Raw genomic sequence first — 21,169 nt, 5'->3', positions numbered from 1 at the left:
GCATGTCCACCGATCTCACACTCGACTGGTTGATCTCGGTCGACGACCACATTCTCGAACCGCCGAACCTGTGGCTGGACCGCGTACCGCGCGCCGACCGGGACCGCGCGCCGCATATGGAATTCGACGACAACGGCGTGGACTGCTGGGTCTACGACGGCAAACGCTTCCCCAGTTCCGGGCTGAGTGCGGTCGCGGGTAAGGAGAAGGAGGAGTTCAGCCCGAAACCGCTGTCGTACAGCGAGATGCGACCCGGATGCTACGACCCGGTCGCCCGGGTCGAAGATATGAACCGCGCGGGAATCCTCGCCTCCCTCTGCTTCCCGACGATCACCCGGTTCTGCGGCCAGCTGTTCATGGAGGCCGGCGACCGCGACTTCGGCCTGGTCTGCCTGAAGGCCTACAACGACTGGGTGATCGAGGATTGGTGTGGCGCGGCACCGGGCCGCTATATCCCGCTCGTCCTCATCCCGCTGTGGGATCCGCAACTGGCCGTGAAGGAGCTGGAGCGTTGCGCCGCGAAAGGCGCGACCACCTTCGCGTTCTCGGAGAACCCCGCACCCCTGGGCCTGCCGACGATCCACGATCCAAGCGGCTATTGGGATCCGGTGATGGCCGCGGCCAACGATCTGGACCTGGTCGTCTCCATGCACGTCGGTTCGTCCTCGACGGTTCCGCAGATCTCGAAGGACGCCCCGTTCCTGGCCAACCTGGCCTGGGGTGCGACCCGGACCTCCGGCGCGATGCTGTCCTGGTTGTTCAGCGGTATGTTCCAGCGCTTCCCCAACCTCAAGATCGCGCTGTCCGAGGGCGAGATCGGATGGATGCCGTACTTCCTGGAACGCGCCGAGCAGGTCCTGGACAAACAGCGGCACTGGGTGAAACGGGGAATGAACTGGGGTGACCACGCCGGTAGTCACGGCGTCGATCTCGACACCCTCGATATCCGCCAGACCTTCCGTGACCACATCTTCGGCTGCTTCATCGAGGACACGCACGGTATCGCCAGCATCGCCGAAATCGGCGAGAACAACATCATGTGCGAAACCGACTACCCGCATTCCGATTCCACCTGGCCGAACTGTATCGATGCCGTCATCAAACAGATCGACCACCTCCCGGAGACGACGCAGTACAAGATCCTGCGCGGCAACGCCGAGCGGCTCTACCGGTTCACCCCGGCCGCACCGCCGGTCCGGGCAGCGGGCTGAGATGCCGGGCTGGACTGTCCACGTCGACCGGACCCGCTGCCTCGGCTGCGGGGTCTGCGCGGCCTACGCACCGGGCAGTTTCACCCAGGACGGCGAGGGCCTGGCCGTGCTGTGCGATCCGCCGGCCGATCCGCTGGACGAGGTCCGGGCGGCCGTGGACAGCTGCCCGACCGGGGCACTGAGCCTGGCGATCACCGATATCGCCATTGTCGAACGAGAAGGGTGAGACACGTGCTGCTCGAAGGAAAGACCGCGGTGGTCACCGGCGCCGGATCCGGCGTCGGTGCCACCTCGGCCCAGCGATTCGCCGAGGAAGGCGCCTCGGTCGTCTGCGCCGATATCCAGTTCGATCGGGCGAAGGAGACTGCCCGCCGGATCGAAGCCGCCGGCGGGGTGGCCGTCGCGGTCGAGACCGATGTCACCCATGAGCGGGATGTCGCCGCGATGATCGCCACCGCCGCCGACCGGTTCGGTCACGTCGATATCGTCTTCAACAATGTGGGGATCCCGACACCGCGCCTGGGTGCCGCGCTCGAGGACCACACCCTCCAGGATTTCCAACGGCTGGTGTCGGTGAACATCGGCGGGGTGTTCCTCGGCTGCACCTATGCCGTACTCCAATTCAAACGGCAGGGCAGTGGCGGCGTCATCCTCAACACGGGGTCGGTCGCGGGTCTGGTTGCCTGGGGCGGCGCGGTCTACGCCGCGACCAAGGGCGCCGTGCACCAGCTCACCAAGGCCGTGGCGATCGAGGGTGCGCCCTTCGGGATCCGCGCCAACGCGCTCTGCCCGGCCGGGATGCCCTATACCGGATTCATGGCGGCCGGCGGCCTCGAGGACAGCCCGGAAATGACCGCGAAAATGGCCGAACGCACCGCCGCCAACCATCCCCTGGGCCGCCCGATCACGGCGCGGGATTGCGCGGAGGCAGCCGTATTCCTGGTATCCGATCGCGCCGCGAACATCACCGGAGTCCTGTTTCCGGTCGACGGCGGCTACGTGGCGAGGTGAGCCGAATGAAACCTGCGACGACTCTGGATCGCGACCGTGTGCGCGAATTGTTCGACCTGCGCGGCGCCTACCTGGCGCAAACAGGCGGCGGGTACCGCGACGACCCCTACCCGATATGGCACCGGCTGCGCGCCGAGTCCGAGGTGCATCCGGGCACCGTGCACGAACTGACCGGATACCCGGGCCCGGCGGCGTTCAGCGGACTGCCGCAACCCGATCGCCCGCATTTCTCCGCATTCGGCTTCGCCGCCTGCGATACCGCCTACCGCAATCCCGACCTGTTCGCCTCCGCGCCCGAACCGGTCGACCCGAACAAGGGCAAACTCGGCGCTCTCAACAGCATGATCTCGATGAACGGGGCGCAGCACCGACGCTACCGGGCACTCGTCCAGCCCTCGTTCGTACCCGCCAGAGCAGAATGGTGGATACGCAACTGGATCGAACAGACCGTGCATCAGTTGATCGACGGGTTCGCCGCCGACGGCCGCGCCGAACTGAATGTCGATTTCTGCGCGGCCATCCCGGTGCTGACGATCACCGGCAGCTTCGGCGTACCGATCGAGCAGGCCCTGGAGTTCCGCGCCGCCCTGGGCCGGCCGGACGCCGTGGTGGACCTGATCCGGCCGATCGTCGCGCAACGCCGGAAGGCACCCCGCGACGACCTCATCAGTGTGCTGGTCGAGGCCGAACTGAAAGGTGAGGACGGCACCACCCAGCGGCTCACCGACGCCGAGATCCACTCCTTCGTGGTGCTGCTGCTGGCCGCCGGATCCGGCACCACCTGGAAACAGATGGGGATCACACTGACGGCGCTGCTGCAGCGCCCGGACGTGCTCGCGGCGGTCGCGGCGGACCGATCCCTGTTGCGGCCGGCCATCGACGAGGCACTGCGGTGGACACCGACCGATCCGATGTTCTCCCGGTACGTCACCCGGGATACCGAATTGCAGGGTGTGCCGCTCCCCGCGGGATCGGTCCTGCACCTGTGCATCGGGGCCGCGAACCGGGACCCCGCACGCTGGGACAACCCCGACGAATTCGATATCACCCGGCGGTTGCGGCCCTCCTTCGCCTTCGGCGGTGGAGCCCACGCCTGCCTGGGCATGCATGTCGCGAAGGCCGAAATGACGACCGGGATCGGCGCCCTGCTCGACCGGCTGCCGAATCTGCGGGCCGACCCGGCGGCCGAACCCACCCGTTTCATCGGAATGTACGAACGAGGGCCGACCGAAATACCTGTGGTTTTCGGCTGACCGATCGGTCCCTGGAAGAGGAGAGAGTCGATGAACGAACCCGGTTACCGGCCGCCCGACCTCGGCCTGGTCGGGGCCACCCACGTCGCCCGATACGAGGAGACCGACGGCGAGGTCGGGTACGTGTGGAACGGCACCCACATCCTGCTGCTCACGACGACCGGCCGCAAAACCGGCCGGTCGCGCACCTCGGCGCTGATCTACGGCCGCGACGGCGCGGACTACCTGGTCGTGGCCTCGGCAGGCGGCGCGGCGAAGCATCCGGCGTGGTACCTGAACCTGCGAGCGAACCCCGAAGCCGAAATCCGGATCAAGGCGGAGCGCATCCGGGTGACAGCGCGCACCGCCACCGCGGCGGAACGGCCGCGCCTGTGGGGGCTCGCCACGGAATACTGGCCGAACTACGACGTCTATCAGACCCGGACCAGCCGCGTCATCCCACTCGTCGTGCTCAGCCCGTCATGATAGGACTTCAGGCGTGTCCACACCCAAGAGGCCCGCCCGGCCCGATGCCCCGATCACCCCGCCGCCCGGATGGGCCGACCGGGCCGCGGATCAATCGCAATCGGTCCGGCGATCACGGGCTCGCACCATCGAGCAGGCGCAGGCGATCGTCGCGGCCGCGCAGCGGCTGATCGAGGTCAAGGGGTCCGCCTTCACCACTCAAGAATTGTCGAAGGAGGCGGGGATCGCCCTGCAGACCTTCTACCGGCATTTCCCCAGCAAGGACCATCTACTACTCGCCGTCCTCGAGGATGTGATCTCCGATCGGATGGCCGAGATGGCGGCGGCCGCGAGTGAGCTGCCGGATCCGGTGGCGCGCTTACGTTTCTACATCCTCGCGGCGTTGCGATCACTGCGTACCGACGACGGCGGCACCGCACGTCAATTCATCACATCCGAGCACTGGCGGCTCTACCAGATATTTCCGGAGGAGATGGCACAGGTGAACCAGCCTTTCGCCGGATTGCTCGAGCGGGAGTTGCGGGAAGCGGCCCAGGCGGGATTGTTGCACCCGAACGACCCGGCCGCCGACGCCTGGCTGGCGGTGAACCTGGTGATGTCGGTTTACCACCATTTCGCGTATGCGCCGCGCGAGAACATCGAAGCCGTCACCGAACAATTGTGGTCATTCTGTTCGACCGCTTTCGGCGGTCGTCCACCTGATAAGTAACGGGGCACAAGCAATGAAGCACGCGCCTGCATTTCCCAAAGGTCGTGATCTGGAAACCACCGCCACGATCCTGCATTCGTGGCTGGCGGCACGAGACGAGATCACTGCCGTCGAAATCGACGATCCGGCCTATCCGCAGGGCGCCGGAGTATCCAACGAGACCGTCTTCGTCCGAGTGCATTCCGCGCGCGGAACAGAGCAGGTGGTTCTGCGAGTCGCGCCGGCGGCCGAGTACCAGATGTTTCTCGACCCGCGGTTCCGGATTCAGCACCAGATCCTGGTGGCCCTGCGGGATCACAGTGCAGTACGGGTCGCGGAACCGTTGTGGCTGGAAGAGGATCCGTCGGTGCTCGGCCGGCCGTTCTACCTGATGCGACGGGTCACCGGTTCGGTGCCGGTGAGTATGCCCGTGTACAACGTGTCCGGCTTCCTCACGGAGGCCACCCCCCGGCAGCGTCGGACGCTGTGGGAGGACGCGATGAGTCAACTGGCCGCAATCCATCGGGTACCCGTCGACGCCGTCACGTTCGTCGACCGGCCCGAATACGGAGCCTCGGGCAATCAGCAGCAACTCGCCTACTGGAGCGCCCACGCACGCTGGACCCTGGGCGAGGATATTCCGGACACGGTCCGCACTCTTCTCCGGTGGCTCACCGACAATCGGCCGGCGGACTCCGTACCGGGACTGTCGTGGGGCGATGCCCGCATCGGGAACATCGTGTTCGGCACCGACTTCCGTGTTTCCGCGGTCATGGACTGGGAGCAGGCGTCGATGGCCGGCCCGGTCGCCGATCTCGCGTGGTGGCTGGTGTTCGACGAGGCCCACAGCACGGGCCTGGGCGTCCCCCGGCTCGACGGCCTCGGGACCAGGGACGAGACGATCGCCCTCTGGCAGGACCTGACCGGGCTCCGGGCCGACGATCTGTTCTGGCACGAGGTCTTCGCCTGCCTCAAAGCGGGTCTGCTCAGCCTCCGTACCCGGCGAGTCCTGCGGCTGCCGCCGGTCGTCGGCAGCACCCGGCGGTACTCCTTCCTGCGGCGCGCCTGCGAACTGGTGGGGATTCCCGAACCGCAGGAGGGCCTGTGACGACCACCACCGATCCCGCGCCGTTCGACGAAGCGGTCGTGCTGTCGCCCGAGTGGCTCGCCGGAGTGCTGGAACCCGGCCGTCCCGGCGCGGTCCCGACCGCGACCGAGGTGGTGGAGCGGATCGAAACGGTGGCCACCAAACTACGTTTCCGCGTGACCTACGCGCATCCGACCGACGCTCCCCCGGCGCTGTGCGCCAAGGGATATTTCAATCCGCGGTGGCGCCGCGGATCGCGGGCCGAAGCGGATTTCTACCGGGATCTCGCCCACGATCTTCCGGTGCGCACCCCACCGTGCGTACACGCCGCCGTGGACGAGGAAACCGGACACGCGCTGGTCCTCATGCACGACCTGGTGGCGGTGGGTGCCCGTTTTCTCGACCCCCTGGTCGGCTACGGCTCCGACCAGGCTTCGGAAACCCTCGACCAGCTCGCCGCCCTCCACGCGGCGACCTGGGAGGGTGGGCGCCCGCAGGCTGGCACGCTGTTTCCGCCGCGCCTGGCTTCGCTGGCCGGGCATATGACCGTCGAGAAGCTGCAACCGCTACTGGACGACGGGCGGGCGGCCGGTATTCCGGCGGACGTGCGTCGCGCGGAGCGGCTGCTGGCAGCCATGGCGGCCATGGACACCCTGAGCTCCTCGTCCTCGCGGTGCCTGGTCCACGGTGATCTGCACGCCGGCAATATCTACGAAATGCCCGACGGAAGCCCGGGGCTCATCGACTGGCAGGTGGTGCAGAGCGGGCACTGGGCCCAGGATGTCGCCTACCATCTGGCGACCGTCCTGCACCCGGACGAACTCGCCCGGACCGAGCGCGATCTGCTCGATCACTACCTCCACCGGCTCGCCGCCCACGGGGTGGTCGAACCGCCCGATCGGGAACATGCCTGGTGGATGTATCGAGCGCATCTGCCGTACGGGTTCTACCTGTGGTCGATGACCCGCGCGGTCGACCGGCCGGTTATCGAGCATCTCACCGGACGACTCGGCGCGGCGGTCGCCCGGCACGAAAGCCTCGATCTCCTCGAGGTCTGAACACGAGGACGAGTTCCGGGGGCCGAGATCTACTCGGCACCCGGAACTTCGCCTGTTTCGCACCGGGCCGGATGCCGCGAGGAACCGCGACAGCGCCCGACCCCGGTTCAGCTCCCGGCCAGACTCTGCCGGATCTTGTACTTCTGCACTTTGCCGCTGGGGCTGCGCGGGAAATCGTCGACCACATGGACCTCCTGCGGCCACTTCTGTTTCGCCAGCCCGGCGTCGGCGAAGTAGGCGCACAGGTCTTCGAGCAGCGGCGCGGTCGTGCCGGGTTGCAGCCGGAGTACTGCCGCGACGTGTTCGCCCAGACGCGCGTCCGGCGCGGCGACCGCCACCGCTTCGGCCACTCCGGGGACCGTCAGCAGTACTTCCTCGACCTCGAGCGCGCTGATGTTCTCCCCGCCGCGGATGATCAGGTCCGTGGTGCGGTCGGTGATGGTGAGGTAGCCGTCGGCATCGAGGGTTCCGATATCGCCGGTGTGGTACCAGCCCTCGTCGTCGAATGCTGCCGCGGTCAGGGTGTCGTCGAGATATCCCAGGCACAGATCCGGCCCGCGGCTGAGGATCTCACCGTCCTCGGTCAGCCGGAGCTCGACGCCGGGTTGCGGAGCACCGTCGGTGTAGAGCCGTTTGGATTGTGGTGCGTTCCAGTGCGAGGCGGTCATGGATGGGTGTTCGGTGCTGCCGTAGGACCGGTAGACGGTCAGGCCCAGGCCGGTCAGCCGCTCGGCCACGGGCGCGGCGACCGGCGCGCCGCCCATACCGAGATATCTCAGCCGCGCCAGATGGTCGCGGGTGCAGTCCGGATGATCGATGAGGCTGGTGACGTAGTACGGCACACCACCGCCCAGGCTGACACCATAGGTGGTCATCAGGTTCAGGATGCGGCCGGGATTCCAGACATCGGTGAGGTCGATGGAGACTCCGTCCCGGACCGGGACGAGCAGGGCCGAGAGCATACCGATGAAATGGCCGATGGGTGCGGCGTTGATCAGCGGTCCCAGATCATCGGGGAAGCGCTGTGACATCAGCCGGGTCTCGCAGCCCAGCGTCCGGTGGCTGTGGACGACCCCTTTGGGCACCCGTGTCGTGCCGGAGGTGAAAGCGATCACCGCGGGGCCGGCCGGATCCACCTGCGTCACACCGAAAAAGGGCTCTTCGGCGAGAAGCGCGCCGAAATCGTGACGGGTGTCCCGTCCGCCGACGATACCCACGACCGGGACATCCGCGTAGATCGCGGGGTCGTACACCAGGTTCCCGAAGCGCTCGGCGCCGATGAATGCCTTGGGCCGGACCGTGTCCACGATATGGCCGACTTCCCGCGAGCCGTAGGTGTGCACGATCGGCACCACGACCGTGCCCAGCAGCGATGCCGCCCAGAAAGCGGCCGCGGCCTCCATCCAGTTGGGTAGCTGAAGCGCGACGACATCTCCGGACCCGACACCGCGGTCCCGTAGGCCCGCGGCCAACCGACGCGCCACCAGCTCGACATCGCCGAAAGTGCCCGAATAGGGCCGGATATCCGAATGCACCCGAAAGGTGGTGTCCGGAGCGGAAGCGAGACCACGCGCCAGCAGATCGCCCAGGCTGTCGCGGGTCCACCACCCCCGCTCTTCATACCGTCGGGCCAGGTCCGGAGGAATTGTGCGCATGGTGAACTCCAACCACCCGGCACGTGCACGCCGATGTCATACGGCGGCGTTGCCGGAGAACAGGGTCGTCGGAAGCCGGGACGGGCCCGGCGCGAGCGCGAAACGCGACTCCACCCCACAGTAGAATCACATTCTCGTTTTTGTGGGAGATTTCGCATTTTCGACACTTCGGCCACCGGAGCCGGCTCCGATACAGCACGCGCGCATCGGCAGCCCCGGAGTCGAACCACGAATCGACCACGGCAAACCCTGCGCCCCATGGCAACTCACGGCAATACATTTGCCAGAAGATCGGCCGGTCATCAACCATGACTGCACTGTGTGACCGGCATCACCAAGTCCACGGGAAACCCGACCGGTTTCCTCGCCCTCGGGTGCGTTCCGATCGCGTTCGCACCCGACCCGCCGCAATCCGACGACCGGACCCCCGGCGCAATCGACCCCACCCCCTCCCGCACCCGGAAGCACGTGGATGCCCGCACAGGCCGATCGAGATGAGGAACCACCTGATGAAACGCACCACCCTGTTTCGCGCGCCCGCGGCCCTCGGCCGCACCGGAACCGGCGTCGCCGCATTGACCGCAGTATTCGGCCTGCTCACCACCGCCACCGGTAACGCCGACGCCTTCATACCGCTTCCCGACGGGACCGAAACGGGACCCGGCCTCACCATCACCCGTACCGGCGAAAGCGCGCTGGTCTCCCCCTCCATGGCCGCCAACGGCGCCGGTCGGGTCACGTGGGTTTCCGGCACCGTCACCGCCGATATCACCCAGACCCCTGTTGTCACCGAACCCGGTCCCTACAGCGCCCCGGAGAACATCCCCGGCACCAACAACTCGTCCACCCACGGCGTATCGCAGGTCAATACCGGCTACATCGTCGGCTGCCAGGTCAGTATCGGCGATCGCGCATTCTCGCTCGGCGCGAGCGCCAGTGTCTCCACCACGCAGGTCGGCGTGAGCGGCTCCGCGGGAATCCAAATCGGGCCGGGGGAGATCAGATTCGTGCAGATCGGCATCAAGGATGTTCCCGGCCCGGGCACGTACACCCTCGGTTACCGGGACTACGAAATGGAGATCCAGGGGTGCGGCGGCTATGCCCAGGCCCGCTCCTACACCGTGGTCGAAATCATCGGCGACCACTACTCCAAGACCACCCTCTACGGTGCGCCTTTCAGCATCGGCTGACCCGGACAACCGACACACCCGCACGGGCCGACAACCACCAGAACGACGAGGTTCACCGACCATGACCGACACCGCACATTCCCTGCGCACCGTATTCGCCGCGGCCGGCAGCACGCTGCTCGCCACCACCATCCTGGCGCTGCTGCCGGCTCCGGCACACGCCGACACCTTCGTGCCCCTGCCCGGCGGTCAGATCACCGAAACCCTGGGCGACGGCACCACCGTCACCGTACGGCTCACCGGCGAATCCGCCGTCATCAGCCCCTCTCTGGGTTCCACACCTCTGCACCGCAACGCGTGGGTCTCCGCAAGCGCCGGCGCCGAAGCGTCCCAGCCGCCCCGGAGCATGTCCATCCGGCCCGGCTATATCGTGGGCTGCCAGGTCAATATCGCCGGCGGCGGTGTCAACGCGGGGGCCGGCGCCTCCCAGCGAGCCGGCAGCGAGACCCCGGACCTGTCCACCAGCACGGGCGGCAATCTCACCCTCGGCCCCGGCCAGGCCAAGAAGTATTATCTGCTCGACGTCGAGGCCCCCGACGCCTTCGGCGACGAAAGCCACCGGCCCTTCAACCGTGTCAAATCCCCCACCGGCAGCGTCACCTGGAAGAACAGCACCATCAGCCTCGCCGGTTGCGCCGGTTACGCGCAGGCCCGCGCGTTCGTCCAGGTGGATGTCGAGACGTCGAAGGCCAAAGAGATCGTCACCCTGTGGGGACAACCCTTCGGACTCGGCTGAACGCCCGCAACACCCGAAAAGCCGGGATGTGGTGCGAACGCATCCATCCCGGCCGTTCGGTCCGGGGGTCAGCGGCTGCCGCGCCGAACCGCGTCCGCCGTCGGCCGTGTCCCGCGCACCTTCGCGACCGCGGTCGAACCCCGCACCACCAGATGAGCGGTCAGCGAGACGATCGCACGGGTATCCATCGCCTCGCCGCTCATCGCGCGCTGCAATTGCTCGAAGGCGGCGGTACCCATCGCGCGCATCGGGGCCCCGACCGTGGTCAGCGGGGGCGTGCAGAATTCTGCGCCGACAACATTCCCGAAACCGATAACGCTCGTATCGCCGGGCACCCCGATACCGGCTTCTTTCAAACCGTGGAGCATTCCGATCGCCACGAGATCGTTGAATACCAGCACAGCGGAGGGAAGGTCGCGCAGTAGCCTGCCGATGGCCGCGGTACCGCCTGCCATCGTCGGCGGGTACGGCCCGATCCGGCAGACCTTCAGCCCGAATCGCGGGGCCGCCCCGAGTAGCGAGCGCCACCGCATACCGTCGGCCCAGGACGCCGCCGGCCCCCCGACGTAGGTCACCGAGCGATGGCCGAGTCCGGCCAGATGCCGCAGTGCCGCGTCGACCCCCGCCGCGGTATCGACCATCACGGTGCGCGTCCCGGGCACGATTCGATTGAGCGTCACCAGGGCCCGGTGCCCCGCGGCCGCCCGCATACCTCGGTCGGACAATCGTGAACCGGTCACCACCAGGCCGTCGACGGCAGGCAGGATTCGGTCCAGCACTGTTCGTTCCTGCACCGTCGACCATCGCGTATCGGCCAGGACCACGGTGTACCCGGCGCCCGACGCGGCAGCTTCGAATCCGCGGATGAGGCCGGAGTAGACCGGATTCGTGACATCCGGCACCACCAGGGCCACGGCGGAGGTCTGCCCTGTCGCCCCGGTGATGGCATTCGCTCGATACCCCAGCTCCGCGGCGACCCGATGGATACGTGCGGCGGTCTCGGCATTGACCCGCCCCGGCCGGGAGAACGCCCGCGATACCGTCGAGGGGGAAACTCCCGCCGCCGCCGCGACGTCGTAGATGGTCGGTGGGCGCACTGCTCCAACTCCTAACCACCGGCTCCGGCCCTGTCACCGGTTTTCTCACCGGCGTCGGCGGCCGGATACAGCGGGGACCTTCTCAACGGATCGAAAACCGGCACCACCACCCGCCCGTGATCGCGAAATGTGGCTCTACCAAAGAGTAGAATTACATTCTGCCTTGCGGAGCCGATTGCGCGTTTTTCGTGGCAGCATCGCGGGAATCACGAAGTCGCGGCTCTCCCATCCTCATGAACCATCCAGTGGACGAAGCGGTGCAGCGGGTACATGGCATCGTGCGGGTTGCCGATCGTACTGGGACCGGCCTCCCCGAGGTGAACGATGCGCTGAGTGCCCGCGGCCGCCAATCGGTCGCGGAAATCCGGCATCCGTTCGAAGGGAAAGAATCCGACGGTCTGAGTGGCGACAGTGACATAACGGATCGCCTCGTCGAGCGATTCCACCAGGACCACATCGACGGTCCTGCCGGCCGGATGGAAATCGACCGGGGCGCCGGAGCGGATCACCACACCCGTACCGTCCGTTGCGCCCCATACCCGGAACTCGTCGTCGAGCAGCACGAGGGTGCGGATCTGCTCTTTCAGCTCCGCGTCCAACGGCCGGTTGCCACCGGACGCGGTCGCGCGCTCGGCTATCCGCCGGTACAGCCGGTCGCAGAACCGGTCCGCATTCGCCTCGTCCGCCTCTGAAGATGAAGCGGCTCGCGACGCAGGCGATGCGGCGGCACCCGGAAAACGAACACTCCCCCACCGTCGAAGACCTATACTCAAAGTATACGCTGCAGGATATTTTCAACCCGGGCGCCCCTCGGCGCCCGACGATCCGGCCGTTCCACAACGAGGGAGAACCCATGACCCCATCCGCCTCGACCCTCCCGCCGCCCCAGGACGATATGGCGCAGGTGGCCACCCTCGCGTATATCGACAGCCGGGCCCGCCGGGGCCTGCGTCCGCGGCTGACAGTGCTCGGGGTGAGCATGGACGATGTCGTGAGCGCCGCGGGCGGGTGGATATTCGATCTCTCACTGGCCGGCTGGGAGGTCACGGTGGTCGCCGGCGACCTCGGCAATCCGCGGCCGGCCCGGATCCTGGGAGCGGAGGCACTCGATCTGGACTTCGCGCTCACCCATCGACACCACGGACCGCGACCGCAGGCCTTGGCGATTTCGGCGGCGCTGATGGCCACCGAGGGCAGGCTGCGCGGACGAGTTCAGGAGTGCCTCGACCGGGGGTCGATCGAGGTTTCGATCTGGGGGCGGCCGTGCGCCGAGAAGCCCGGTGACCGAACAGAATCCACCACCCACCGGCTCAGCCGCGCCGCCCGCGTCTTCAAACAACAGGCTCTGCGTGCGGTCCGCGGCGAGGTTCACACCGTTGCGCCGACCGAGAATTTCCGCACCGGCATCGCACCCCGGCGCGCGCCGGACACCCGCGACCCGACCGGCACCGGTTGGCCGGTCAGGTGACGAGCGGCGCCCACAAACACCCGGTGGACTGGAACCGAAAGCTTGACATAAATATACGCTAAAGGATACTTATATCCTGGGCCTCGGCACGGTAACTGCCGCCGCGCAGATCTCTTGGCCGTAGCGCAGAGTCGCGAGGTGAATCCCCATGTCTGCTACCGAATCGTTCATCGACGGTGCCGCCGTGTCCTCCCCGGAGGTGTACGACAACATCGACCCCTCGACGTCCCGTTCCCTGGGGCCGGTGGCACGCGGCGGACCCGACGAGGTGGACCGAGCGGTCGCCTCCGCCACTGCGAGAGACGCGGCACACAACAATGTCAGGAGTTGTTCCTATGACGGAAACAGTCGCCATGAGCCCCGAACTGGGAGCCGAACTGATCGATGCCGATGATCTGCTGTCCGAGGCCACCGTCGCCCGGATCCGGGAGGCGATCAAATGGCGCGGCGTACTGCTGATCCGCGGTGCACACCTCGACGACTCGGCTCAGCTCGAACTGAGCCGCAAGCTGGGTACCGTACTGGCTCCCGGCGGTCGGGAAATCTTCACCGTTTCGCTGGATCCCGGCAAGAATCCCACCGCCGAATACCTCAAGGGAACCTTCTGCTGGCATATCGACGACACCACGAACCGGATACCCGCCAAGGCCACCATGCTCACCGCGCGGCACGTCGCGATGGTCGGCGGCGGAACCGAATTCGCCAGCACCTACGCCGCCTACGAGAACCTGCCGGAGCGCGAACGTAAACGCTGTGCGGACCTGAGTGTGGTCCACAGCCTCGAGGCGGCGCAGCGCGCGGTGAACCCCGACCCCACCGAACAGCAACTCGCGCAGTGGCGGCGGATCCCCACCCACGAGAGCGCACTGGTATGGCAGCGCCGGGACGGCCGGCGCTCACTCGTCATCGGCGCCACCGCGGACCATATCGTCGGCATGGACCCGGACAGCAGCCGCGCACTACTCGACGAACTGCTGGAATGGTCCACCCAGGAGCGTTTCCGCTACACCCACGAATGGTCGGTCGGTGACCTGGTGATCTGGGACAACACCGGCATGCTGCACCGGGCCCTGCCCTACAATCCGGCCTCCGAGCGGACCATGCACCGCACGACCATCGCCGGCGACGAGGCATGGAACTGATCCCCGGCCACGGCCACCCGCCCCGCGACAGGCAGGAAGAACATCCATGAACCAGGACACCTACGACACAGGTCGCCGGATCCGCACCCAGGTGCTCGGCGCGGACTACGTCCGCAACGCCGCCGGCGACGACTTCACCCAGCCGCTACAGGACCTCGTCACCGAGTACTGCTGGGGAGCGGTATGGGGTCGCGACGGCCTGTCGCCGCAGATTCGTTCGATGCTCAACCTCGCCATGCTCTCGGTACTCAACCGGCCACACGAATTGCGCACCCACGTCAAAGGAGCGCTCAACAACGGTGTGACCCGCGACGAGATCCGTGAGGTACTGCTGCAGGTCGCCGTGTACGCCGGCGTCCCGGCTGCCGTCGACAGCTTCCGGATCGCCCGGGAAGTACTCGCCGAAACGGACAACGGCTAGTGGGCACCATGGACATCGGGTTGATCGGCCTGGGCAACATGGGGTTCCCGATGGCCGCCCGGCTGCGGGAAACCGGCCACCGGCTCGTGGTGTTCGATGCCCGCGCCGAGTCGATCGACCGGGCGGTCGCGCTCGGCGCCGTAGCCGCGACCTCCCCCGCGGACGTGGCCGACCGCACCGAGACGGTGCTGACCAGCCTGCCGACACCGCAGGCATCGCTGGAGGTCGCCACCGGACGCGAGGGCATCATCCACGGTTCCCGGGTGCGTCGGCTCGTCGAACTCTCCACCATCGGCCCGCATACCGCCCGGCAGCTGTCGGCACTGCTCGCCGATCGCGGTATCGCCATGCTCGACTGTCCCGTGAGCGGCGGCGTCGCGGGGGCCCGTCACGGCACGCTCGCCATCATGGCTTCCGGGCCGGCGGAAGCGTTCGCCTCCACCACAGCACTTCTCGAGGCACTCGGCCGGCCGACCCTCGTGGCCACCGAGCCCGGTGCCGGGCAAACGATGAAGCTGATCAACAATCTGATGGCCGCCGCCACCCTGGCCGCCACTGCCGAAGTGATGGTCATGGGCGTCAAGGCCGGCCTGGACCCCACCGTGATGATCGAGGTACTCAACGCCGGCTCGGGCGCCACCCACGCCAGCCGGGACAAGTTCCCCCGCGCGGTGCTCCCCCGCACCTTCGACTTCGGCTTCGCCACGGGACTGATGACCAAGGACGTCCGGCTCTACCTGGAGGAGGCCGCGCAGCTCGGCACTCCCACCGAACTCGCCGAAACGGTCGCCCAGCGATGGGAGGCGACCACAGCGTCCGAGGGCCCGGACTCCGACTTCACCACCATTGTGAAACCACTCGAGGCGGCCGCCGGCGTGATCGTCGACGGAAGGCACGACCGCCGCGCCCGGTCCGCGTTCTGAAAGTGGGGAGGGCGGGTGGCTGTCCTCCTTCAGTCGTGTCGTAGCACCACACGGCCCGGTGCCGCAGTAGGCAACGCCGCCCGGCCGGACCGGCGCCTCACCACAGGTGCAGGAAGTCCCGTACGTCGTCATACCCATCGACGGCCCGGCCGTCGACGTCCGACGGGTCGGCCTCGGCACGCGCCGCCAGCGACTTCGACAGTGCGAGGGCTTCCTCGCTGAGTCGCCCGAAACGCCGGGCGGTGTGTCCCAGGCACAGGCCGGCCAGCCCCAGCAACGGGCTACCCGGCGCAGCCCGTGTCCCGATCTGCACGCACCAGTGCTCGACGAACTCGACGTCGTCGTTCAACGCGCTTCCGACCAGGACATTCGCGGCCTCCCCCGCAGCCGTGCGGTCACGCAGAGCGCGCTCCAACGTCTCGACCACGACCTCGTGTGGCTCCGCAGGAGGGTTCTCGAAACTCAGATGAGAGTGCACCGCGCGAGACTACGTGCCTTCCGGACTCAGGCTTCGGTCAGCGGGAAGTGGCAGGCGGCGTACTGCCCCGGGCGGACCTCACGGACCTCGGGTTCCTCCTCCGCACATCGCTGCTGGGCGTGCGGGCAGCGGGTCCGGAACCGGCAACCTCGTGGCGGTGCGAGTGGTGAAGGAATATCGCCGGCCAGTGCCGGACCGGCGAAACCCTCGTCGGGGTCGGCGAGCGGGACCGAATCGAGTAACGCCCTCGTATAGGGATGCGCCGGATGGTCGTACACCTCGACGGCATCGCCGAACTCGCATACCTTGCCGAGGTACATGACCAGGACGTTATCGCTGATCGTGCGCACGACACCGAGGTCATGACTGATGAACACCACGGTCAGGTCGTATTCGGTCTTGAGCTCGGAGATGAGATTGAGAATCTGCGCCTGCACCGAGACATCCAGCGCGGACACCGGCTCGTCGCAGATCAGCAGCCGGGGATTGAGCGCCAGCGCCCGCGCGATCGCGATGCGCTGGGCCTGTCCCCCGGACAACTGCCGAGGCAGCGCACCGGCGAGCCGCTCGTCTATCCCCACCTTCGCCAGCACTTCCCTGGACGTCGACTCGCGTTCGTCCGCGGGCTTTCCGGCCACGGCCAAGCCCTCGACCACGATATCGCGCACCGGCCGGCGCGGGTTCAGCGAGGCCACCGGGTCCTGGAAGATCATCTGCATCTCGCGCCGCAGCGTACGCATGCGGCGGCCGTCGGCCTCGTCGATCTGCTCGCCGGCGAAGGCGATCCGACCGGAGGTCAGTGTGTCCAGGCGGAGTACGGCCCGGCCGGTCGTGGACTTCCCGCACCCGGATTCCCCGACGATTCCGAGGGTTTCACCGGGCAGGACGTCGAAGCTGACCGACGACACCGCTCGAACGGTCCCGCCGTCCGTGTCGTACTCGACCACCAGGTCGCGCACACTGAGCAGCGCCGGCTCGTCGCGTAGATGCGCGGTTCCGCTACCTGCCATGGGTATCACCACCGGGTTCGGAATGGGCTGTCGCGGGTGCGAGAGCAGGATGCGCGCAGGCCACCAGGTGGTCCGCGGCGATTTCGGTCAGCGCGGGGCCGGGAGCCTCGCGGCACTCGTCGGCGACGTGTGCGCACCGGGGCGCGAAACGGCAGCCCGGGGGCGGTGCCGCCGGATCCGGCAGGCCGCCCTCGATCAACCGCAGTGGCGCGTAGCGCTGGTGATCGATCGCCGGGGTGGCGTCCATCAGGGCCCGGGTGTACCGATGCCGAGGCGCGGTGAAAACCTGCCTGGTCGCCCCGCATTCGGCGAGCCGCCCGGCGTACATGACCGACACCCGGTCGGTGCGTCCGGCGACCACCGACAGGTCATGGCTGATCAACATCAGCGACATCCCCCGGTCCCGCTGCACGCGGCGCAGCAGGTCGAGGATCTGCCGCTGGATGGTCACGTCCAGAGCGGTGGTCGGTTCGTCGGCGATCAGCAGGTCGGGCTCGCAGGCCAGGGCGATGGCGATCATCACTCGTTGCCGCATACCACCGGACATCTCGTGCGGGTAGTTGCGTAGCCGGCGCTGCGGATCCGGGACCCCGACCTCCCGCAGGAGCTCGAGGGCGCGAGTTCTGGCTTCGGAACGGCTGGTTCCCAGATGTTTGCGCATACCCTCGGTGAGCTGGCGTTCGATGCGCACGACCGGATTGAGTGACCTGCCGGGGTCCTGGAAGACCATGGCTATCTGTTTTCCCCAGATGTCGAGCTTCTCCTTCTTGGAGAGCGCGAGGATGTTCCTGCCTCGGAATATCACCTCACCGGAGCATCCGGCGCGGGGCGGTAACAGGCCCATGATCGCCCGGGCCATCACCGACTTCCCGGATCCCGACTCGCCCACCACTCCCAGCGCCTGGGCGCGATCCACATCGAAGGACACACCGTCCACGGCTCGTACGACACCGCGTTCGGTACCGATGTAGGTATGCAGATTCCGCACCTGCAGATTCGGTTGAGCACTCATGGTCTCAGCTCTCCTCGGGTCGTGCCCGCTACTCGACGATCCACAGCTCTTCGGGCCGGACCGACCCGGCGCCGTACATGGTGAGGCCGCCGACGTTCTTCCCGGTCGCGGCGCCCGCGACGGTCCGGGTGTAGAAGATGGCGGGCATCAGCTCGATCAGCCGCTCCTGAACCGTCCGGTAGGCCGCCTTGCGCTGTTCCACATCCGTCGACGTCCGGCCGGTGTCGAGTGCCTCGTTCAGGCTCTCATCGCGGATACCGGCGGTATTCCGGCTCGAGTCCCCGTGGAAGGCCGTTCCAAGCCGCGGCTCGGGATCGTCGAAGAACGCGCCGCCGGTCATCATGTCGAAGTCGTGCGTATAACGCAGCTTGATCAGGTCGATGATATCGATGACCTTCACTTCGACTTCGACATTGCCGAAGGCGCTGAGCTGGGCCTGAACACTTTCGGCCAGCAGCCGGTTCTCTGTCTGCGCGGTGGTGGTGAAGGTGAACTTCACGGGTTTGCCCTCGGCCGCCAGTTCGTCGAACAGCCGTTGCGCTGTCTCGGGATCGGGCGTGTGCAGGGGCAGATCCGGGGCGTAGTACGGAGAGGTTTCACGGAACAGGGTGGTCGGGAGTTCCCCGCTGCCGTTGTAGATGGTCAGATTGAGCGCGTTCACATCGACCGCGGCCGCCACGGCCCGACGGGCGCGAATATCGTCGAACGGCGCTCGCCGCATATTCATCGACAGGTGCTGTCCGCCGTGCAGCGGTGACACCCCGGTGGGGAAGCCCTGATTCTTCAGCTTTTCGATACTTCCCCAGTTGGAGCTGATGATCACGTCCGAACCACCGCTGACCAGCGTGTTGTAGCCCTGAACGGAATCGCCGGAGGTGCGCAGCTCGATCCGGTCGAGATACGGTTTCGGCGCGTCCCAGTAGTTCGGGTTCTTCACCAGCTCGATCACATCCTGGCGGGCCCATCGCTGGAGGGTGAACGGGCCCGCGCCCACCGGGTTGCGGTCGAATTCCGCGCGCCCGGGTTGCAGCGCCTGGGGCGAGGCTATCCAGTTCATCGAGCTTTCGACGATGGTGTAGGCGAAATGCGGTGCCGGGTGACGCATCGTCACCCGCAGCGTGGTGGGGTTCACAACCGCGGTCGACGCGATCACCGCCGCATCCTCGATATAGGTCGATCCGTTTTCCGGGTCGGCGAAACGGTCCCAATTGAATTTCACGGCCGCCGCGTCCAGCGCAGTTCCGTCAGAGAACCGCAGATCCGGCCGCAACGTCAATTCGAACGTGGCACCACCGTCTCGAGTGGCGAAATCGGTGGCCATGGAGTATTCGATGGCCCCGCTGTCCGCATTGTTGACCATCAACGTCCCGTACAAGGCATTGCCCAGGACCGCGTTGATCACCCACTGATTTCCCAAGGCCACCGGGTCGAGGGTGCGCGGTTCACTGATCTGGAGAATCTGCGCGGTACCGCCGGCCACCGGGTCCCCACCGGGGCCGGTTCCGGTCCCCACTCCGGTTCCGCCGCAGGCGGCCAGGACGAGAGCAGTGCAGCACACAGCGATCGAACGAAATAGTGGTACTCGGAACATCATTGTTCCTCTCAGAAGAGAATCGAGGAGTGAATCGGTAACGGTTCCGCACCCGGATGGTTTGCGGCAGCTAGTTCTCGACCCAGAGTTCTTCCGGTAGCAGCGACCCGTAGCCGTACTGCACGACACCACCGATGTTTCTGCGGGTGACGACGCTGGGTTCATTGCTGACCTGGAAGATCACCGGGACAAGCGCGTTCAGTCGTTCCTGGACCCGGCGATAGGCGTCCGTGCGTTGCCCGATCGTGGTCCCGGCCCGGCCGTCCTGCAGTGCGCGGTTCAACTCCGCATCGACTATCCCGGACAGGTTGCGCCGGGACCGGCTGTGGAACGCGGACCACAACGCCGGTTCCGGATCGGCGAAGTTCGCCGAGCTCGTCGTCATATCGAAATCGTTCGTCCGGCGCAGTTCGACCACCTGGGTGATATCCGCGACTGCGACCTCGACCTCGACATCGGCGAACGCGCCGAGTTGCGCCTGCACGTTCTCCGCCAGCGCCCTGATCTCGGCGGTGGGGCCGCTGGTGAAGGTGAAAGATACCGGCTTGCCCTCGGCGGCCAGCTCATCGAAGAGTCGTTGCGCGGTCTCTCGATCCGGCCGGGGCAGCGGCAGATCGGTGTGAAACGGCGAGGACTCGCCGAACAGGGCTCTCGGAACCCGGCTTTCGCCGTGGTAGACGGCGAGGTCGATCGCATCGAGGTCGATCGCCGCGGCGACCGCTCGACGCGCACGCACGTCGTCGAAGGGTGGCCTGCGCGTGTTCATGGTCAGGGTCTGACCGCCGCGTAATGCCACGGTATCGGCCGGGAAGCCCGCCTCGCCGGCCTCCGCGATACTTGCCGGGTTGGTCTCGATCACCAGGTCGGCGCCATCACTGATCAGCGTATTGATCCGCTGTGCGGTATCGGCGTTGGTACGGAGGGTGATCGCGTCGAGGAACGGTTTGGGTGCCCCCCAGTACCCGGGGTTCTTCACGAGTTCGATGGCGTCTCCGCGGGCCCAGTGCTTCAGCGTGAAAGGGCCGGCCCCGACCGGATGGCTGTCGAACTGCTGTCTGCCCGCTGCGAGCGCCGAGGGAGCAGCGATCCAGTTCAGCGAGGTGCCGTATACCGCCTCCGCGAAGTTCGGCACCGGCTCGGCCATCGTGATGGCCAGCCGGGTGGCATCGACCACCTCGGTCGAGGCCATCATCGATACTTCCTGCAGATAGGCGGATCCGTTGGCAGGGTCCGCGAGGCGGTCCCAGTTGAATTTCACGGCCGCCGCGTCCAGCGGACTACCGTCGGAGAACCGCAGATCCGGTCGCAACGTCAACTCGAACGTGGCGCCCCCGTCATGGGTGGCGAAACCCTCCGCCATGGTGAGCTCGAGCTCGCCGGTCTTCGGATCGTTGATCATCAAGGTCCCGAACAAGGCATTGCCGAGCAACGAGTTGAGCACCCACTGGTTACTCAGTGTCGCCGGGTCGAGGCTGCGCGGCTCGGTGATCTGGACGATGCGGGCGGTACCGCCGGGTACCGGGACGTTACCGGCTGTTCTTTCATTGCTCGCGCCACCGCACGCTGTCAGCAGCGATGCCAGGATTATCAGGGCTGTGACGAGCAGACAACACCGTCGGATCATCATTCGGTACCTCAGGGCTAACACGGGATGGCTGTTCAGGAGTGGACGG

22 protein-coding genes are annotated in these 21,169 nt (G+C 66.9%); 14 read left to right on the top strand and 8 right to left on the bottom strand.

The features are described from left to right. Positions 1-2: 2 nt before the first annotated feature. Genes AB0F41_RS06565 through AB0F41_RS06530 form a run of 8 tightly spaced genes read left to right on the top strand, consistent with a single transcriptional unit; the run spans position 3 to position 6,773 of the window. On the top strand, positions 3-1,211 hold the full coding sequence (locus AB0F41_RS06565; protein WP_357421693.1) for an amidohydrolase family protein: 1,209 nt from the start codon (positions 3-5) through the stop codon (positions 1,209-1,211). A 1-nt stretch (position 1,212) separates the two neighbouring features. Beyond that, complete coding sequence (locus AB0F41_RS06560; RefSeq protein WP_357421692.1) at positions 1,213-1,437, top strand: ferredoxin; 225 nt, start codon at positions 1,213-1,215, stop codon at positions 1,435-1,437. 5 nt (positions 1,438-1,442) lie between these two features. Further along, entirely contained in the window at positions 1,443-2,222 is a 780-nt protein-coding gene (locus AB0F41_RS06555; protein ID WP_357421841.1) for an SDR family oxidoreductase, read from the top strand. Positions 2,223-2,227: 5 nt separating this feature from the next. Beyond that, a complete protein-coding gene (locus tag AB0F41_RS06550; RefSeq protein WP_357421691.1) occupies positions 2,228-3,475 on the top strand; it encodes a cytochrome P450 in 1,248 nt (415 codons plus the stop codon). A 30-nt stretch (positions 3,476-3,505) separates the two neighbouring features. Next, entirely contained in the window at positions 3,506-3,940 is a 435-nt protein-coding gene (locus AB0F41_RS06545) for a nitroreductase family deazaflavin-dependent oxidoreductase (RefSeq protein ID WP_357421690.1), read from the top strand. 13 nt (positions 3,941-3,953) lie between these two features. Further along, positions 3,954-4,649 carry a TetR/AcrR family transcriptional regulator gene (locus AB0F41_RS06540; RefSeq protein WP_357421689.1) on the top strand — a complete coding sequence of 232 codons (696 nt, stop codon included), beginning with the start codon at positions 3,954-3,956 and terminating at the stop codon, positions 4,647-4,649. Between the two features lie 13 nt (positions 4,650-4,662). After that, positions 4,663-5,736 (top strand): phosphotransferase family protein, encoded by a 1,074-nt coding sequence (locus tag AB0F41_RS06535; protein WP_357421688.1) that lies wholly within the window; start codon positions 4,663-4,665, stop codon positions 5,734-5,736. Further along, positions 5,733-6,773, top strand: coding sequence for a phosphotransferase (locus AB0F41_RS06530; protein ID WP_357421687.1), 1,041 nt, complete (start codon positions 5,733-5,735; stop codon positions 6,771-6,773). The genes AB0F41_RS06535 and AB0F41_RS06530 overlap by 4 nt, the downstream gene beginning before the upstream one ends. 107 nt (positions 6,774-6,880) lie before the next feature. On the opposite strand, the gene AB0F41_RS06525 is transcribed toward AB0F41_RS06530, so the two are convergent. Next, positions 6,881-8,428, bottom strand: a complete 1,548-nt coding sequence (locus AB0F41_RS06525; protein WP_357421686.1) for an AMP-binding protein — start codon at positions 8,426-8,428, stop codon at positions 6,881-6,883. A 509-nt stretch (positions 8,429-8,937) separates the two neighbouring features. Here AB0F41_RS06525 and AB0F41_RS06520 point away from each other — a divergent pair. Then, complete coding sequence (locus AB0F41_RS06520) at positions 8,938-9,618, top strand: MspA family porin (protein WP_357421685.1); 681 nt, start codon at positions 8,938-8,940, stop codon at positions 9,616-9,618. Between the two features lie 61 nt (positions 9,619-9,679). Then, positions 9,680-10,354, top strand: a complete 675-nt coding sequence (locus tag AB0F41_RS06515) for an MspA family porin (RefSeq protein WP_357421684.1) — start codon at positions 9,680-9,682, stop codon at positions 10,352-10,354. Positions 10,355-10,422: 68 nt separating this feature from the next. On the opposite strand, the gene AB0F41_RS06510 is transcribed toward AB0F41_RS06515, so the two are convergent. Together AB0F41_RS06510 and AB0F41_RS06505 are read right to left on the bottom strand one after the other, a co-directional pair. Further along, positions 10,423-11,451, bottom strand: coding sequence for a LacI family DNA-binding transcriptional regulator (locus tag AB0F41_RS06510; protein WP_357421683.1), 1,029 nt, complete (start codon positions 11,449-11,451; stop codon positions 10,423-10,425). A gap of 206 nt (positions 11,452-11,657) precedes the next feature. Continuing rightward, positions 11,658-12,050 carry an acyl-CoA reductase gene (locus AB0F41_RS06505; protein ID WP_357421682.1) on the bottom strand — a complete coding sequence of 131 codons (393 nt, stop codon included), beginning with the start codon at positions 12,048-12,050 and terminating at the stop codon, positions 11,658-11,660. Positions 12,051-12,304: 254 nt separating this feature from the next. Between AB0F41_RS06505 and AB0F41_RS06500 the strand changes: the two genes are divergently transcribed. From AB0F41_RS06500 to AB0F41_RS06485, 4 genes are all read left to right on the top strand, one after another. Beyond that, entirely contained in the window at positions 12,305-12,919 is a 615-nt protein-coding gene (locus AB0F41_RS06500) for a hypothetical protein (protein ID WP_357421681.1), read from the top strand. A gap of 335 nt (positions 12,920-13,254) precedes the next feature. Next, positions 13,255-14,061: a TauD/TfdA family dioxygenase gene (locus AB0F41_RS06495; protein WP_357421680.1), complete on the top strand. Its 807-nt coding sequence runs from the start codon at positions 13,255-13,257 to the stop codon at positions 14,059-14,061. A gap of 46 nt (positions 14,062-14,107) precedes the next feature. Next, on the top strand, positions 14,108-14,482 hold the full coding sequence (locus AB0F41_RS06490) for a carboxymuconolactone decarboxylase family protein (RefSeq protein WP_357421679.1): 375 nt from the start codon (positions 14,108-14,110) through the stop codon (positions 14,480-14,482). Positions 14,483-14,490: 8 nt separating this feature from the next. Continuing rightward, positions 14,491-15,405, top strand: coding sequence for an NAD(P)-dependent oxidoreductase (locus AB0F41_RS06485; protein ID WP_357421840.1), 915 nt, complete (start codon positions 14,491-14,493; stop codon positions 15,403-15,405). Between the two features lie 97 nt (positions 15,406-15,502). Here AB0F41_RS06485 and AB0F41_RS06480 read toward each other — a convergent pair whose 3' ends face one another. The 5 genes from AB0F41_RS06480 to AB0F41_RS06460 are packed head-to-tail and all read right to left on the bottom strand — an operon-like array spanning position 15,503 to position 21,123. Then, positions 15,503-15,883: a hypothetical protein gene (locus AB0F41_RS06480; protein ID WP_357421678.1), complete on the bottom strand. Its 381-nt coding sequence runs from the start codon at positions 15,881-15,883 to the stop codon at positions 15,503-15,505. A 26-nt stretch (positions 15,884-15,909) separates the two neighbouring features. Next, positions 15,910-16,893 carry an ABC transporter ATP-binding protein gene (locus AB0F41_RS06475; RefSeq protein ID WP_357421677.1) on the bottom strand — a complete coding sequence of 328 codons (984 nt, stop codon included), beginning with the start codon at positions 16,891-16,893 and terminating at the stop codon, positions 15,910-15,912. Then, complete coding sequence (locus AB0F41_RS06470; RefSeq protein WP_357421676.1) at positions 16,883-17,905, bottom strand: ABC transporter ATP-binding protein; 1,023 nt, start codon at positions 17,903-17,905, stop codon at positions 16,883-16,885. Before AB0F41_RS06470 ends, AB0F41_RS06475 begins: the two co-directional genes overlap by 11 nt. Before the next feature lie 28 nt (positions 17,906-17,933). Further along, entirely contained in the window at positions 17,934-19,625 is a 1,692-nt protein-coding gene (locus AB0F41_RS06465; RefSeq protein ID WP_357421675.1) for an ABC transporter substrate-binding protein, read from the bottom strand. Continuing rightward, positions 19,567-21,123: an ABC transporter substrate-binding protein gene (locus AB0F41_RS06460; protein ID WP_357421674.1), complete on the bottom strand. Its 1,557-nt coding sequence runs from the start codon at positions 21,121-21,123 to the stop codon at positions 19,567-19,569. Before AB0F41_RS06460 ends, AB0F41_RS06465 begins: the two co-directional genes overlap by 59 nt. Between the last annotated feature and the right edge of the window lie 46 nt (positions 21,124-21,169).

The organism is Nocardia sp. NPDC024068 (genome assembly GCF_040638875.1).
In the GTDB taxonomy this organism is placed as follows: domain Bacteria; phylum Actinomycetota; class Actinomycetes; order Mycobacteriales; family Mycobacteriaceae; genus Nocardia.
This window is presented reverse-complemented; position numbering and strand designations above follow the sequence as displayed.